Origin of the sequence: Pseudomonas bharatica, from assembly GCF_048586865.1 — a bacterium.
Lineage (GTDB): Bacteria > Pseudomonadota > Gammaproteobacteria > Pseudomonadales > Pseudomonadaceae > Aquipseudomonas > Aquipseudomonas bharatica.
Genome location: NZ_JBMAWR010000009.1, coordinates 50,061 through 65,178, shown reverse-complemented (window position 1 = coordinate 65,178; position 15,118 = coordinate 50,061). Strand labels below are relative to the sequence as shown.

Annotated in this window: 12 protein-coding genes; 3 read left to right on the top strand and 9 right to left on the bottom strand. The window is 63.9% G+C overall.

Features of this window, described 5'->3' with window-relative positions:
- Positions 1 to 186: 186 nt before the first annotated feature.
- The 5 genes from ACKLLE_RS12610 to ACKLLE_RS12590 all read right to left on the bottom strand — a co-directional run bounded on the left by ACKLLE_RS12610 (position 187) and on the right by ACKLLE_RS12590 (position 5,278).
- Entirely contained in the window at positions 187 to 903 is a 717-nt protein-coding gene (locus ACKLLE_RS12610; RefSeq protein WP_009398629.1) for an ABC transporter ATP-binding protein, read from the bottom strand.
- On the bottom strand, positions 900 to 1,775 hold the full coding sequence (locus ACKLLE_RS12605) for an ABC transporter ATP-binding protein (RefSeq protein ID WP_009398628.1): 876 nt from the start codon (positions 1,773 to 1,775) through the stop codon (positions 900 to 902). The genes ACKLLE_RS12610 and ACKLLE_RS12605 overlap by 4 nt, the downstream gene beginning before the upstream one ends.
- Positions 1,772 to 3,061, bottom strand: coding sequence for a high-affinity branched-chain amino acid ABC transporter permease LivM (livM, locus tag ACKLLE_RS12600; protein WP_009398627.1), 1,290 nt, complete (start codon positions 3,059 to 3,061; stop codon positions 1,772 to 1,774). The genes ACKLLE_RS12605 and livM overlap by 4 nt, the downstream gene beginning before the upstream one ends.
- Positions 3,062 to 3,063: 2 nt before the next feature.
- The gene (locus ACKLLE_RS12595; RefSeq protein ID WP_042120264.1) at positions 3,064 to 3,978 is read right to left on the bottom strand and encodes an ABC transporter permease subunit; all 915 of its coding nucleotides are present in this window, start codon (positions 3,976 to 3,978) and stop codon (positions 3,064 to 3,066) included.
- Between the two features lie 163 nt (positions 3,979 to 4,141).
- On the bottom strand, positions 4,142 to 5,278 hold the full coding sequence (locus tag ACKLLE_RS12590) for a branched-chain amino acid ABC transporter substrate-binding protein (RefSeq protein ID WP_009398624.1): 1,137 nt from the start codon (positions 5,276 to 5,278) through the stop codon (positions 4,142 to 4,144).
- Between the two features lie 462 nt (positions 5,279 to 5,740).
- On the opposite strand from ACKLLE_RS12590, the gene pncB reads away from it, so the two are divergent.
- Entirely contained in the window at positions 5,741 to 6,946 is a 1,206-nt protein-coding gene (pncB, locus tag ACKLLE_RS12585; RefSeq protein ID WP_420058173.1) for a nicotinate phosphoribosyltransferase, read from the top strand.
- A gap of 3 nt (positions 6,947 to 6,949) precedes the next feature.
- Complete coding sequence (gene nadE, locus ACKLLE_RS12580) at positions 6,950 to 7,777, top strand: ammonia-dependent NAD(+) synthetase (protein ID WP_279896508.1); 828 nt, start codon at positions 6,950 to 6,952, stop codon at positions 7,775 to 7,777.
- A 108-nt stretch (positions 7,778 to 7,885) separates the two neighbouring features.
- Here the strand turns inward: nadE and azu are convergent, their stop codons facing one another.
- Positions 7,886 to 8,332: an azurin gene (gene azu / locus ACKLLE_RS12575; RefSeq protein ID WP_064301543.1), complete on the bottom strand. Its 447-nt coding sequence runs from the start codon at positions 8,330 to 8,332 to the stop codon at positions 7,886 to 7,888.
- Between the two features lie 350 nt (positions 8,333 to 8,682).
- On the opposite strand from azu, the gene ACKLLE_RS12570 reads away from it, so the two are divergent.
- Positions 8,683 to 9,270 carry an LOG family protein gene (locus tag ACKLLE_RS12570; RefSeq protein WP_009403880.1) on the top strand — a complete coding sequence of 196 codons (588 nt, stop codon included), beginning with the start codon at positions 8,683 to 8,685 and terminating at the stop codon, positions 9,268 to 9,270.
- Here ACKLLE_RS12570 and ACKLLE_RS12565 read toward each other — a convergent pair.
- The 3 genes from ACKLLE_RS12565 to ACKLLE_RS12555 form a co-directional block, all read right to left on the bottom strand.
- Positions 9,255 to 10,160: a transglutaminase family protein gene (locus tag ACKLLE_RS12565; RefSeq protein WP_009403882.1), complete on the bottom strand. Its 906-nt coding sequence runs from the start codon at positions 10,158 to 10,160 to the stop codon at positions 9,255 to 9,257. The genes ACKLLE_RS12570 and ACKLLE_RS12565 overlap by 16 nt on opposite strands.
- The gene (locus tag ACKLLE_RS12560; RefSeq protein ID WP_420058172.1) at positions 10,160 to 12,625 is read right to left on the bottom strand and encodes a circularly permuted type 2 ATP-grasp protein; all 2,466 of its coding nucleotides are present in this window, start codon (positions 12,623 to 12,625) and stop codon (positions 10,160 to 10,162) included. Before ACKLLE_RS12560 ends, ACKLLE_RS12565 begins: the two co-directional genes overlap by 1 nt.
- A gap of 170 nt (positions 12,626 to 12,795) precedes the next feature.
- Positions 12,796 to 15,099, bottom strand: coding sequence for a YgiQ family radical SAM protein (locus tag ACKLLE_RS12555; protein ID WP_064301540.1), 2,304 nt, complete (start codon positions 15,097 to 15,099; stop codon positions 12,796 to 12,798).
- Between the last annotated feature and the right edge of the window lie 19 nt (positions 15,100 to 15,118).

The window sequence follows — 15,118 nt, the reverse complement described above, 5'->3', positions numbered from 1 at the left end:
CATGGGTTCCTTGTGCAGCGTCGAAACGGTACACGGGGTACGACTGTCCGGGTTTGCCTTGAGTTCCTTGCATAACCTGAAGGCCTCATCGCCGGCAACGCCGGCTCCCACGAGGTTTGCGGAGCAATCCAACCTGAGGGAGCCGGCGTTGCCGGCGATGAGGCCATCAAGAACGACACAGCACTATCAGTGCCCGCCGAGATAAGCGTTCCTCACCTCCTCGTTGACCAGCAATTCCTGCCCCGTACCACTCAGGCGAATCTGCCCGTTGACCATTACATAGGCCCGGTCCGACAGCTTCAGCGCATGGTTGGCGTTCTGCTCGACGAGGAAGATGGTCATGCCGCTCTTCGCCAGCTCGCGAAGGGTCGAGAAGATCTGCTTGACCACGATCGGCGCCAGCCCCAGCGACGGTTCGTCCAGCAACAAGAGCTTCGGCCGGCTCATCAGCGCCCGGGCGATGGCGAGCATTTGCTGCTCGCCGCCGGACATGGTCATGGCCCTCTGGTTGCGCCGCTCCTTGAGCCGCGGGAACAGTTCGTACATGCGCTGCATGTCTTCATCGGCATGCTTGTCGCCGATGGGGATGGTGCCCATCATCAGGTTTTCCTCGACGGTCATGTCGGGGAACACCCGCCGTCCTTCCGGCGACTGGGCGATGCCATTGGACGCGATGTAGTGCGAAGACTTGTGGGTGATGTCGGTACCGCGATAGAGGATCTTGCCGGCCGCCGCCCGCGGCTGGCCGAAGATCGACATCAGCAGGGTCGATTTGCCGGCGCCGTTGGAACCGATCAGGCTGACCGTCTCGCCTTCGTCGATGTGCAGCGAGACCTTTTTCAGCGCCTGGATCGGCCCGTAGAACACGTCCAGGTCCTGCAGTTCGAGAATGGGTGCACTCATACCAGCTCCTCTTCGTCAGCACCCAGGTAGGCGGCGATCACGGTCGGGTTGTTGCGGATGTCCTGCGGCTTGCCTTCGGCGATGACGTTGCCGTGGTCGAGCACGACGATATGGTCGGAAATGCTCATGACCATGCCCATGTCGTGTTCGATCAGCACCACGGTGATGTCATGTTCGTCGCGCAACACCCGGATCATCCGGCTCAGGGCCTCGGTTTCCTGCGGGTTGAGGCCGGCAGCCGGTTCGTCCAGGCAGATGATCTTCGGCCGCGTGCACATGGCCCGGGCGATTTCCAGGCGGCGCTGCTGGCCGTAGGACAGTTCGCCGGCGAGCCGGTTGGCGCAATCCACCAGGTCCACCACTTCCAGCCAGTAGAAGGCATGGTCGAGGGCGTCGCTTTCCGCCTTGCGATAGGCCTTGGTGTTGAGCACGCCGGCCAGCAGGTTGCGGTTGACCCACATGTGCTGCGCCACCAGCAGGTTTTCCACCACCGACATTTCCCGGAACAGGCGAATGTTCTGGAAGGTCCGTGCCAGACCGGCCCGGTTGACCAAATGGGTGCCGCCGAACATCTTGTAGCGCAGCCGGGTGAGGAAGCGGCTCGGCGAGACGAAGTCGCCCAGCTGGAAACGCTCGCCAAGCAGCTGGATCACATTGGTGTGCGAGCCACGCACGTTCAGTTCGATCCTGCCGCCACTGGCCTTGTAGAACCCGGTCAGGCAGTTGAACACGGTGGTCTTGCCCGCGCCGTTGGGGCCGATCAGGGCGAAGATGTCGTTGCGCTTGACCTTCAGGCTGACATCGCTCAGCGCCTTGATCCCGCCAAACTGCATCATCAGGTTATCGACCGAAAGAATCACGTCGTCGCTCATGGCGCCACTCCTTTACGCGGGACCACACCGGTGCGGCTGATGCGGATCAGTCCGCGCGGTCGCCAGATCATCATCAGCACCATCAGTACGCCGAACAGCAGCACCCGGTACTCAGAGAAACTGCGCAGCAGTTCCGGGGCCACGGTCAGGACGAAGGCGGCGATCACCACGCCGACCGTCGAACCCATGCCGCCGAGCACCACGATCGCGAGGATCAGCGCCGACTCGAAGAAGGTGAACGAGGACGGGTTGACGAAGCCCTGGTAACTGGCGAAGAACACCCCGGCCAGCCCGGCGGTGGAGGCGCCGAGGGTGAAGGCCGAGAGCTTGACCAGCACATGGTTCAGGCCCATGGAACGGCAGGCGATTTCGTCTTCGCGCAGGGCTTCCCAGGCGCGGCCGACCGGCATGCGGGTCAGGCGGTGCTTGATGTACAGGACCGCCAGCACGACCATGAACAGCACGGCGTAGATGAAGATGAACTTGAGGTTGGCGTTGTATTCGATACCGAGGAACTCGTGGATCGGTACTCCGCCATCCTTGGCCCGGCGCCCGAACTCCAGGCCGAGGAAGGTCGGCGAAGGCACCGGCATGCCGTTCGGGCCGCCGGTGAACGACAGCCAGTTGTTCAGTACCAGCCGGATGATCTCGCCGAAGCCCAGGGTCACGATCGCCAGGTAGTCACCGTGCATCCGTAGCACCGGGAAGCCCAATATGCAGCCCGCCAGCGCCGCGGCAATGGCCGCCAGCGGCAGCACGCTCCAGAAGCCCAGGCCGAGGTATTGATAGCCGAGGGCCAGGCCGTAGGCGCCGATGGCATAGAACGCCACGTAACCCAGGTCGAGCAGGCCGGCGAGGCCTACCACGATGTTCAACCCGAGCCCCAGCAGCACGTAGATCAGGCCGAGGATGACCACGGTCAGCAGGTACTTGTTGGCGAAGATCGGGAAGACAATGGCGATGACGATCAGCGCCGGGATGATGTAGCGCAGGCGCGACTTGTAGTCCGGCGCCAGCACATGCACCCCCGAGCCACCGCTTTCGAAGCCATGGGCCATGCGCTTGCCGGCGTCGGTCTGGAGGAACAGGCTGATCAGCAGGCGACCAGCCATCACTCCACCTACCAGCCAGGCCACGCGGCTCGGCTCGGCGTTGAAGCTGTAGCCATCGAGGACCACGCCCACCACCGGACCGAAGACGATCAGGGCAAGCAGGCCGGCAACGATGGTGTCGATCAAGGTGCGTTTGATATCGAAACCGGAAGAAGCAGTCTTGGCAGTGGACATGTTCACACCTTAGCCACGAGCGGGCGACCCAGCAGGCCCTGGGGACGGAAGATCAGGATCAGCACCAGCAGGGAGAAGCTGAACACGTCCTTGTAGTCGGAGTTGACCAGGCCGGCGAACAGCGATTCCGAGATGCCCAGCACGATGCCGCCGAGCATGGCGCCTGGCAGTGAGCCGATACCGCCGAGTACCGCGGCGGTGAACGCCTTGATGCCGATGATGAAGCCGGCATAGAAGTCGAAGGTGCCGTAGTTCATGGTGATCAGCACCCCGGCCAGGGCAGCCATCACCGCACCGATGACAAATACGTAGGAAATCACCCGGTCGGTGTTGATCCCCAGGATCGAGGCCATCTTGCGATCCTGCTGGGTGGCACGGCACATGCGGCCGAGCTTGGTGTACTTGATCACATAGGTGAGCAGGGCCATGCCGGCGAACGCGGCGATGAGAATGAAGATCTTGGTGTAGGTCAGTTGCACGAAGCCGGTACCGACCTCGAAACGCCAGGCACCTTCGAGCAGGGTCGGCACGCCTTGCTGGCGGGCGCCCTGGCTGATCTGCGCGTAGTTCTGCAGGATCAGCGAGATACCGATGGCGCTGATCAGCGGCGCCAGCCGGGTGGAGTTGCGCAGGGGTTTGTAGGCGATGCGTTCGATGGTGAAGCCGTAGACCCCGGTGACGACGATGGTGAACAACAGCGTTCCCAGCATCAGCAGCGGGAAGGACTCGATACCGAAATAGGCCAGCAATGCCAGGCTGATCGCCGCCAGGTAGGCGGAAATCATATACACCTCGCCGTGCGCGAAGTTGATCATGCCGATGATGCCATAGACCATTGTGTAGCCGATGGCGATCAGACCATAGACGGACCCGAGGGTCAGTCCATTGATCAGTTGCTGCAGGAAAATTCCATCCATAACGCAATCTCACGTATTTGAGATTGCACAAGCGCCGACTACGGCGGGCCCCGGGCGAAGCGGCCCTCGCAGCGCAGGTTTGTGCAGATCTACGAGAAAAGACAGGTACGGCGCTGAACCGGGCAGCGGCCCGGGCAGGAGGCGCCCGGGCCGGTTGCCATTGTTATTTTTGTTTTTCCAGCTGGTGGTATTTGCCGTTGGCGTCCCACTGGTAGACCACGTAGTCGGAGACGGTCAGGTCGCCCTTGCTGTCCCACTTCTTCTCGCCCATCACGGTTTTCACCGGGTTGGCCTTGAGCCATTTGGCGGCGTCTTCGCCCTTGTTCGACTTGGCGCCCTCGAAGCCGGCGGCCAGGGCCTGGATCGAGGCATAGGCGTACAGCGTGTAGCCTTCCGGCTCGGTGCCACCCTTGCGGAACTGCTCCACCACTTCCTTGCTGTCGGGCAGCAGGCGCGGGTCGGCGCCGAAGGTCATGTACACGCCGTTGGTGTATTGCGCGCCGCCGGCGGTGGCGACCAGTTCGTCGGTGACGATGCCGTCGTCGGACATGAACGCCACGTCTTTCAGACCCTGCTCACGCAGTTGGCGGACCAGCGGACCGGCTTCAGGGTGCAGGCCGCCGAAGTAGACGACATCGGCACCGGCGGCGCGGATCTTGGTGACCACGGCGCTGAAGTCTTTCTCGCCACGGGTCAGGCCTTCGTACAGCACGGGCTTGACGCCGCGTTTCTCCAGCTGTGCCTTGGTGGCATCGGCGAGGCCCTGGCCGTAGGTGTCCTTGTCGTGCAGGACCACGACTTTCTTACCCTTGAGCACATCGATGATGTAGTCGCCGGCAACGATACCCTGCTGGTCGTCACGGCCGCACATGCGGAACATGGCGCCCAGGCCGCGCTCGGTGACCTGCGGGTTGGTGGAGCCCGGGGTGATGGCGATCACGCCCGCTTCGTCGTAGACCTCCGAGGCCGGGATGGTCGAGGACGAGCAGAAGTGACCCACTACGCCGGCTACCTTGTCCTGGTCTACCAGACGGTTGGCCACGGCCACGGCCTGCTTGGGTTCGCAAGCATCATCGCCCTTGACCAGGACGATCTTCTCGCCGTTGACGCCGCCCTTGGCATTGATTGCATCGGCCGCAGCCTGGGCACCTTTCATGTACTGCTCGCCGAAGGCTGCGTTGGCACCGGTCATGGGACCTGCGACACCAATCTTCAGATCGGCCTGGACATACGAAGAAACGCCCAGCGCCGCGGCCACGGCGAGGGCAAGAAAGCCTTTCTTGTAAAACGTCTGCGACATGTGGTGGTGCTCCTGATGTTTTTTGGATTGGCACTACTACTTCAGCAACTAGTTTCAGCAATTTGCGTAGAGCAAGGGCCGTGCCATCGGTTTTTTATTCGAATAAAACGCGCAGTGCGGTTTTCCGGCTCGCGATCGCGTGCCTTCTTTCCGGGTCGTGCAACCGCTTGCCAGACACAAAGAGCTACCTTCCGGACAGGTAAGGCGCAACCACCTGATGCCATCATTGCAACCCCTGTGCGTGTTTACGTGCAACCGCCCTGTAACAGCCTGCGTAACGGAACTGCACATTCGTGGTGCGCAACTGCTACAGCAAGCACCATAAGAGGCTAGACCGCCCCGGGAAAAACGCTGCTATAGGTAGTGTGCTACCGAACGACCCGCGAATCCGCAGCCACGCCCGACGCGATTCACTGGCACAATGGACAGCCTTGATGGCACCTGCCGGAACTGGAGCAAACCATGAGCGATAGCGCTTTCGCCGACCGTATCGTGCAAAGCCTGCTGGACACCGACTTCTACAAGCTGACCATGATGCAGGCAGTGCTGCACAACTACCCCAACGTCGACGTGGAATGGGAGTTCCGCTGCCGCAACGGCGAGGACCTGCGCCCTTATCTGGGGCAGATACGCGAACAGGTCGAGCGCCTCAGCGACCTGAGCATCAGCGACGCGCAGCTCGGCTTTCTCGAACAGATCAGCTTCATGAAGCCGGATTTCCTGCGTTTCCTCGGGCTGTTCCGCTTCAACCTGCGCTACCTGAAGATGGGCGTCGAAAACGACCAGTTCTTCCTGCGCCTCAAGGGCCCATGGCTGCATGTGATCCTCTTCGAGGTGCCGCTGCTGGCGATTATCAGCGAGGTGCGCAACCGCAACCGTTATCCACAGGTCCGGCTGGGCGAGGCCCGCGAGCAGTTGCTGCGCAAGTTCGACTGGCTGCGGGCCAATGCCGACGAGGACGAACTGGCCGAACTGCAGGTCGCCGACTTCGGCACCCGGCGGCGCTTCTCCTTCGGCGTGCAGGAGGAAGTGGTCAAGGTGCTCAAGGAAGCGTTTCCGGCACGCTTCGTCGGTACCAGCAACGTTCACCTGGCATGGAAACTGGATATCAAGCCGCTGGGCACCATGGCCCATGAATGGATCATGGCCCACCAGCAACTCGGCCCGCGCCTGATCGACAGCCAGATCGCCGCCCTCGACTGCTGGGTCCGCGAGTACCGTGGCCTGCTCGGCATCGCGCTGACCGACTGCATCACCATGGATGCCTTCCTGCGCGATTTCGACCTGTACTTCGCCAAGCTGTTCGACGGCCTGCGCCACGACTCCGGCGACCCGGTGCTCTGGGCGGAAAAGGCCATCGCCCACTATCGCAAGCTCGGGATCGATCCGATGACCAAGACCCTGGTGTTTTCCGATGGTCTGAACCTGCCGCGCTCCCTGGAAATCTTCCGGGCGTTGCGTGGACGAATAAATGTCAGCTTCGGCATCGGCACCAACCTGACCTGCGATATCCCCGGCGTCGCACCGATGAGCATCGTGCTGAAGATGACCGACTGCAACGGCCAGCCCGTCGCGAAGATTTCCGACGAAGCCGCCAAGACCCAGTGCCGCGACGCCAATTTCGTTTCCTACCTGCGTCACGTTTTCCAAGTTCCCAGCGAGGAGTAACCCATGCAAGCCGTCCAGCGAGAGATCGCGCAGCAGCTCAAGGTCCAGCCACCATTCGCCGACCGCGCCGCACTCGACGCCGAAGTCGCCCGGCGCGTCGCCTTCATCCAGCAATGCCTGAAGAACGCCGGGCTGAAAGTCCTGGTGCTGGGCATCAGCGGTGGCGTCGATTCGCTCACTGCCGCCCTGCTCGCCCAGCGTGCGGTCAATGAACTGCGCGAACAGACCGGCGACACGGCCTACCGCTTCATCGCCGTGCGCCTGCCATACCATGTGCAGCACGACGAGCACGACGCCCAGGCCTGCCTCGACTTCATCAAGCCCGACGAACTGCACACGGTGGATATCGCCCCGGCGGTGCGTGCCCTGGCGGCGGAGGTGAAGGCGCTGGAAGGTGGCAAGCCGGCCATGGTGGACTTCGTGGTGGGCAATACCAAGGCGCGGATGCGCATGGTCGCCCAGTACACCATCGCCGGTGCCCGTGGCGGCCTGGTGATCGGTACCGACCATGCCGCCGAGGCGGTGATGGGCTTCTTTACCAAGTTCGGCGATGGCTCCTGCGACCTGGCGCCACTCAGCGGCCTGGTGAAGAACCAGGTGCGCTCGATCGCGCGCAGCTTTGGCGCGCCGGAGTCACTGGTGGAGAAGGTCCCGACCGCGGACCTGGAAGACCTCGAGCCGGGCAAGCCGGACGAGGCTGCACACGGCGTCACCTATGCGCAGATCGACGCCTTCCTGCACGGCGAGCCGGTAAGCGAGGAAGCGTTCGAAATCATCAAGCGGACGTACGAGAAGACGCAGCACAAGCGGGAAATGCCGTTCGCCCCCTGAGGAGCGACGCGGTCAATGTGGGAGCGGGTTCACCCGCGATTACGTCAGTGAATTCACCGACCTCATCGCGGGTGAACCCGCTCCCACAGGGTTCAGCGGTGTCTGTTGTTACTTCAGTACAACAGCGCCTTTCATCATGCTGATATGGCCTGGGAAGGTGCAGAAGAACTGATAGTCCTGGCCCGCTTCCAGCTTGGACACATCGAAGGTCACGGAGCTGGTTTCACCGGCGCCGATCAGCTTGGTGTGGGCAACGATGCGCGCATCGCTTTCATCCAGGTAACCGCCGTCCAGGCCCTTGCCCATGCTGGCAGTGGCGATGGCCTGGGCATCGGCAGTCTTGCTGATTACCAGGTTGTGGCCCATGACGTTCTTCGGCAGGTTGCCGGAGTGGGTCAGCTCGACGGTGAACTGCTTGCAGCTCTTGTCGATGGTGATTTCCTTGGTGTTGTAGGACATCTGGTCGGTGGAATCGACGGTGACCTTGCAATCAGCGGCCATTACCTGGGCACTGGCGAGGGTCAGCAGGGATACCGCAACGAACTTGGCAAACATCGTGAATCTCCATGGCAGGTTTTTTATTGAAATCAGACTGCCCCATCCAGCGCAACGGACCGGTGACATGGGTCAAGGGTTAAGACCCTGAATCGGCAGTGAAATTCTCTATGGTGTCCATCAAGACAATCAACGTGCGCCATCATGCCCCTATGACCGAGGATGGGACAACCTCTCATTTAGGAGTAGTCCGCCATGTCCCTCGGCAATTTCATGCAAAGTCTTCTGGCCGCCTATGCCTGCGGCGCTGCCGGCACCGCCTGCGAATTCTCCCGTCCGGAGTAGCTGCAAGGCTTGGAACCGCCGCTGCATGACCGTACCCTGTGGCCGTTTTCGACCCGGAGAAAGTCATGTCCCTGCGTTCCGTTTGTGTTTTCTGTGGCGCCAGCACCGGGGCCAGCCCGGTCTATCGTGAAGCCGCCATCGCCCTCGGCCAGGCGATCGCCGGGCGCGGCCTGACGCTGGTCTACGGTGGTGGTGCGGTGGGCCTGATGGGGATCGTTGCCGATGCCGCCATGGCCGCCGGAGGCGAGGTGATCGGGATCATCCCGGTGAGCCTGCAACGCGCCGAAATCGCCCACCCTGGCCTCACGCGCCTGGAGGTGGTCGACGGCATGCACGCGCGCAAGGCGCGCATGGCCGAGCTGAGCGACGCCTTCATCGCCCTACCTGGCGGGCTCGGCACCTTCGAGGAGCTGTTCGAAGTCTGGACCTGGGGCCAGCTCGGCTACCACGGCAAACCGTTGGGCCTGCTCGAAGTCAACGGGTTCTACGAGAAGCTCAGCGGCTTCCTCGATCATGTCGTCGAACAGGGCTTCGTGCGCCCGCAGCACCGCTCGATGCTGCAGATGAACGAGGCACCGGACGCCCTGCTCGATGCGTTGGACGCCTGGGAGCCGGTGGTGCAGCCGAAGTGGGTCGATCAGCCGCCGAGCTGATCCTCCACGGGCAGCACCGTTACCCGGACCTCGGGATCATGGCTGCCGCCGCCGAGAATCACCCCGCGCAGCGGCGAGACATCGGCGAAGTCCCGACCCCAGCCGAGAGTGATGTGCTCCAGCGCCGGCAGCAGGTTGTTGGTGGGATCGAAATCCACCCAGCCATGGGTCGGGCAGTACACCGAGACCCAGGCATGGGAAGCGTCGGCACCGATCAGCCGGGCCTGCCCGGGCGGTGGCCGGGTCAGCAGGTAACCACTGACGTAGCGCGCCGCCAGCCCCCGCGAGCGCAGGCAGGCAAGCATCAGGTGGGCGAAGTCCTGGCAGACCCCACGACGCCGCGCCAGCACCTCCACCAACGGCGTGGCGACCTGGGTTGCGCCGGCATCGAAGGTGAACTCCCGGTGGATCTTTTCCATCAGCGCCCGTACCGCTTCCAGCAGCGGTACGCCGGCGCCGAAGCAGGGTTCGGAGAATTCCACGAAGCGCCTTTTCAGGCGCACGAACGGTGACTCGAAGCGATAGCGGCTGGCCTCGAGAAACGCCGGCGACAGCGCCCTGCGCGAATAGGCCAGGGCATCCCGGGCCTGCTCCCAGGCGGGTGAAGCGCACAGCGATGGCAGCTTGCGCGGTAGCACTTCGATGCGCACGCGCGTACTGACCTGCAACTCGTCATGCTGGTACTCCAGGCCGAGTCGGGTCAGGGGATTGCCGAACACATCCAGCTCGTCGCGGCGCCGTGTCGGCACCGGGGTCACCTCCAGAACACGCTCCTGGCAACGTTGCCAGGCACAGTCCCTCGGCCAGAGGTGCACCAATTGCTGAGCCAGGGAGACCGGGCTGGCATAGCGGTAATGGGTATCGTGAAGAATCTGGTAATGCGCACTCATCAGGCGGACACCGTCTGCTGGCTGACATCGACATGGGCGAAATGGCGCAGGGCCAGGCGCTCGGCAGCCGCTTCGGCGCCTGCCGCGATCCGTTCGAGCATTGCCGCCAGCCCTTCCAGCACTGCGGTCAGGCTGGCTTCTCCGAACAACGACGCCTCCAGGCTGCGCAGGTCGAAACGCTTCAGGCGCTCGGCCAGCTCGCCCAATTCGGCCTCTGCCGGGCTGCGCAGGCGTTCCAGCGACCGCAGCAGCGAACGCAACTGGAACAGCACGCCATGGGGGTTCTGCTCGTCCAGCAGAAGCAGGTCCAGCGCCGGAACCAGCTGCGCCACCGCCAGATAGCGCGAACGGTAAGTGATGCTGCTGTTGGCCAGTTCAAGCAACCACTCCAGACCAGCCTGGTCGCTGGGCGCCGGTCCGCGCAGGTAGCCTGCAAGGCTGCTGCTCAACGCGTGCAGGCGCTCGATGCGGCGCCCGGTAAGCAGGAAGCGCCAGCCTTCGTCGCGGGTCATGTCGTCCATGGCGAAGCCGGACAGGGCCGCCATCGACAGGATCAGGCGGTTGAGAAAGTCCAGCAGTTCGGTGAAATCGGCCGAGAGATCGTCAAGGCGCTGCGCCTCTCGTTGCAGTTCGCTCAGCGCCTGCCAGTTTTCCCGCGACAGCGTGCCGCGCACCTGCCCGGCCGCCCATTGCAGGCGCTGCAGATTGGCCCGCAGGCTGAAGCCCCAGTTCGGGTCCAGCAGTGCAGTGCGCAGACGGGTGTCGAGAGTGCCCTGTCTCGGCAGCAGCTCCAGCTCTTCGGCCAGTTGCACCGCCGCTTCCAGCGCTTGCGGCGAGTCGCCATCCAGGTAACGCCCCAGCAGGATCCGCAGCAGGCGCGCGCTGGTATCGCAACGCTCGCAATAACGGCCGAACCAGAACAGGTTTTCCACCACCCGCGATGGCAGATAGGGGTCGGCGCGGACCAGGTCGGCGACGCCCAGGCTGCGGCTGACCTGCCATTGTTCACCTCGGGCCGGGCGCTCGCCCAGGACCCAGGTGTCCTTGCTGGCACCGCCGCGCTGCATCGACACCACCTCGGCATCGGCCTGCGCTGCCACCCGTGTCAGCCCGCCCGGCAGGACCCGCCAGCCGTCGGCGTCGGCCACGGCGTAGACGCGCATGCCCACGGGCCGGTCTTCCAGCCTCGCACCCTGCCAGACCGGAGCCTGGGACAGCTGCGCCAGTTCCTGGGCGACATAGGCATAGGGCCGCGCGCGCAGGCGCTTGGCCACCGCCTGGCGCTGGGCATCGTCGAGGTCGCGCCCCAGCAAGGGCTGGAAGCTTTGCGAGGGAAAGGCGGGCTTGAACAGCAGGTCGGGCATCTTTTCCAGCGCCTGCTCCAGGGCGGCTGGCTCGCCGCACCACCAGCTGGCGATGGACGGCAGGATCAATGGCTCACCCAGCAGCCGCTCACTGATCGCCGGCAGGAAGCCCGGCAGACCGGGAGATTCCAGCACGCCGCTGCCCAGGGCGTTGGCTACCAGGACCCGTCCCTGGCGCACGGCGTCCAGCAGGCCGGGGACGCCCAGCGCCGAGTCGGTGCGCAATTCCAGGGGGTCGCAGAAATCGTCGTCGAGCCGACGCAGGATCGCGTGGACCCGGCGCAGGCCGCTCAAGGTCTTCAGGTAGACCGTGCCGTCGCGCACGGTCAGGTCGCTGCCCTCCACCAGCGGGTAGTCCAGCTGGCGGGCAAGGAACAGGTGTTCGAACCAGCTTTCGTTGAAGCGCCCGGGGGTCAGCAGCACCACCAGTGGCGTTTCCCGACCGCTGGGCGCCAGGCGTGCCAGGCTCTGCTGGAGGGTACGGAAGAAGCCGGCCAGGTGTTGCACGTGGAGATCGCGATACAGCTCGGGGAAGGCGCGGGAGACCACGGTGCGGTTCTCCAGGGCGTATCCCGCGCCGGAGGGAGCCTGGGTGCGGTCGGCAGTCACCCACCAGCGGCCGTCCGGGCCGCGTGCCAGATCGGCGGCGTAGACATGCAGCCAGGTCTGCTGCGGCACTTCGATGCCTTGGCAAGGCCACAGGAAATTGTTGTGGCCGAAGACCAGCTCGGCCGGCAGCAGCCCCTCGGCGATCAGTTGCTGCGGCCCGTAGATATCCGCCAGCACGCCATTGAGCACCTGCGCCCGCTGGGCAATGCCGCGGGCCAGCACGTCCCATTCGGCGGCGGGGATGACCTGGGGCAGCAGGTCCAGTTCCCAGGGGCGATCGGCACCGTCGGGATCGGCGTAGATGTTGTAGGTGACGCCGTTTTCCCGCAATTGTCGGTTAAGCAGGGCCTGGCGCTGGGTCAGTTGCTGCGGACCACTGCGTTGCAGGTGGGCCAGCAGTTCCTGCCAGTGCGGACGCACGCTGCCGTCGACGGCGAGCATTTCATGCCAGGTCGCGGGGCTTGGGGTCAGGGCATCCAGCAGGTCGGGCATCGGGGCGCTCACAGGGGAGTGGTGGGCGGGATGCGGCAAGAGTTATGCCAGTGGCTTCAGCGCGGAATTGACAACATCCGAAAGCAAGACTCCCACAGGGTACGCGCATGAGTGCACCCATGTGGTGCCTGGATGGGCTTCATGACGGGGCGCAAGCCCCGTCATGGGGCTTAGCGCGGCAGGACCGGCTGGCGCTTGGTCTTGCCCTTGCCCTTGCCGCCCTTGGCTGCGTCCTTGCGCGCCTTGGCCGCCTCCTGGTTGCGGGCGAACGCGGCGGCCTTGGCCTCTTCGCGCTTGTCCCAGGGCTTGGCACCATTGCTGGCGCGCGGCGGCAGGCCGGTGTGCTGGGTGAGGAGCTTCTGTTCCTTGGCCACCTTGTGGCTGCCCGCAGGGGTGGAGTTCTTGCGCCGGGCGCTCTGGTAGCTGTCGGTCGCCGGCTGGTGCGCCGGAATCAGCTGATGCTTGCCCGGGCCGATCAGGTCGGCACGGCCCATGCGCTCAAGGGCCTCGCGCAGCATCGGCCAGCCCTTCGGATCGTGGTAGCGCAGGAAAGCCTTGTGCAGGCGGCGCTGCTCCTCGCTCTTGACGATGGTCACCCCTTCGCTCTTGTAGGTGACCTTGCGCAGCGGGTTCTTGCCCGAGTGGTACATGGCAGTGGCCGAGGCCATCGGCGACGGATAGAACGCCTGCACCTGGTCGGCGCGGAAGCCGTTGCCCTTGAGCCACAGGGCCAGGTTCATCATGTCTTCGTCGGTGGTGCCCGGGTGCGCGGCGATGAAGTACGGAATCAGGTACTGCTCCTTGCCCGCTTCCTTCGAATACTTCTCGAACATGCGCTTGAAGCGGTCGTAGGTGCCGATACCAGGCTTCATCATCTGGTTCAGCGGGCCTTCCTCGGTGTGCTCAGGGGCGATCTTCAGGTAGCCACCAACGTGGTGGGTCACCAGTTCGCGCACGTACTCGGGCGACTCCACGGCAAGGTCGTAGCGCAGGCCGGAAGCGATCAGGATCTTCTTCACCCCCGGCAGGGCCCGGGCGCTGCGGTACAGCTTGATCAGCGACGAGTGGTCGGTGTTCAGGTTCGGGCAGATCCCCGGGAACACGCAGGACGGCTTGCGGCAGTGGGTCTCGATCTCGGTGCTCTTGCAGGCGATCCGGTACATGTTCGCGGTCGGGCCGCCGAGGTCGGAAATAACGCCGGTGAAGCCGGGGACCTTGTCACGGATCTCCTCGATCTCGCGAATGATCGACTCGTGGGAACGGTTCTGGATGATCCGCCCTTCATGCTCGGTGATGGAGCAGAACGTGCAGCCACCAAAGCAGCCGCGCATGATGTTCACCGAGAAACGGATCATTTCGTACGCAGGGATGCGCTCCTTGCCGTAGGCCGGATGCGGTATCCGCGCGTAGGGCATGCCGAATACGTAGTCCATTTCCTCGGTGGTCATCGGAATGGGCGGCGGGTTGAACCAGACATCGACTTCACCGTGCTTCTGCACCATGGCCCGGGCGTTACCCGGGTTGGTTTCCAGGTGCAGCACGCGGTTGGCGTGGGCGTAGAGCACCGCGTCATTGCGCACCTTCTCGAACGACGGCAGGCGGATCACGGTCTTTTCCCGGGTCATCCGCGGGCTGTCGAGCAGTTGCACCACCTTCGGCTCGTTCGGATCCTCCACCTCGCCCTTCTGCTGCTCGATGGCGCAGGCCTGGGTGTCCTGGGTGTTGACGTAGGGGTTGATGATCTTGTCGACCTTGCCCGGACGGTCGATGCGGGTCGAGTCGATCTCGTACCAGCCCTGCGGGGTATCGCGACGGACGAAGGCGGTACCGCGGATATCGGTGATGTCCTCGATGCGTTCGCCCGCGGCAAGACGCTGGGCGATGTCGACCACGGCACGTTCGGCGTTGCCGTACAGGAGGATGTCGGCGCAGGCGTCGATCAGGATCGAGTGGCGGACCTTGTCCTGCCAGTAGTCGTAGTGCGCGATGCGGCGCAGCGACGCCTCGATGCCGCCGAGAACGATCGGCACGTGCTTGTAGGCTTCCTTGCAGCGCTGGCTGTAGACCAGGCTCGCACGGTCCGGGCGCTTGCCGGCCAGGCCACCCGGGGTATAGGCGTCATCGGAGCGGATCTTCTTGTCGGCGGTGTAGCGGTTGATCATCGAGTCCATGTTGCCGGCGGCGACGCCGAAGAACAGGTTGGGCTCGCCGAGCTTCATGAAGTCGTCCTTCGACTGCCAGTTCGGCTGGGCGATGATCCCGACGCGGAAGCCCTGGGCCTCCAGCAGGCGGCCGATGATGGCCATGCCGAACGACGGATGGTCGACGTAGGCGTCGCCGGTCACGATGATGATGTCGCAGGAATCCCAGCCGAGCTGATCCATCTCCTCCCTGCTCATCGGCAGGAACGGCGCTGGTCCGAAGCATTCGGCCCAGTACTTGGGATAGTCGAAGAGTGGTTTGGCTGCTTGCATGTCAGTGACCGGTTTTTTT

Bases quoted from the DNA above. Each gene is read 5' to 3' on its own strand.
- ACKLLE_RS12565 (WP_009403882.1), bottom strand. From the start codon at position 10,160: ATGAGTGCGCATTACCAGATTCTTCACGATACCCATTACCGCTATGCC.
- livM (WP_009398627.1), bottom strand. From the start codon at position 3,061: ATGTCCACTGCCAAGACTGCTTCTTCCGGTTTCGATATCAAACGCACC.
- nadE (WP_279896508.1), top strand. From the start codon at position 6,950: ATGCAAGCCGTCCAGCGAGAGATCGCGCAGCAGCTCAAGGTCCAGCCA.
- azu (WP_064301543.1), bottom strand. From the start codon at position 8,332: ATGTTTGCCAAGTTCGTTGCGGTATCCCTGCTGACCCTCGCCAGTGCC.
- ACKLLE_RS12560 (WP_420058172.1), bottom strand. From the start codon at position 12,625: ATGCCCGACCTGCTGGATGCCCTGACCCCAAGCCCCGCGACCTGGCAT.
- pncB (WP_420058173.1), top strand. From the start codon at position 5,741: ATGAGCGATAGCGCTTTCGCCGACCGTATCGTGCAAAGCCTGCTGGAC.
- ACKLLE_RS12570 (WP_009403880.1), top strand. From the start codon at position 8,683: ATGTCCCTGCGTTCCGTTTGTGTTTTCTGTGGCGCCAGCACCGGGGCC.
- ACKLLE_RS12605 (WP_009398628.1), bottom strand. From the start codon at position 1,775: ATGAGCGACGACGTGATTCTTTCGGTCGATAACCTGATGATGCAGTTT.
- ACKLLE_RS12595 (WP_042120264.1), bottom strand. From the start codon at position 3,978: ATGGATGGAATTTTCCTGCAGCAACTGATCAATGGACTGACCCTCGGG.
- ACKLLE_RS12590 (WP_009398624.1), bottom strand. From the start codon at position 5,278: ATGTCGCAGACGTTTTACAAGAAAGGCTTTCTTGCCCTCGCCGTGGCC.
- ACKLLE_RS12555 (WP_064301540.1), bottom strand. From the start codon at position 15,099: ATGCAAGCAGCCAAACCACTCTTCGACTATCCCAAGTACTGGGCCGAA.
- ACKLLE_RS12610 (WP_009398629.1), bottom strand. From the start codon at position 903: ATGAGTGCACCCATTCTCGAACTGCAGGACCTGGACGTGTTCTACGGG.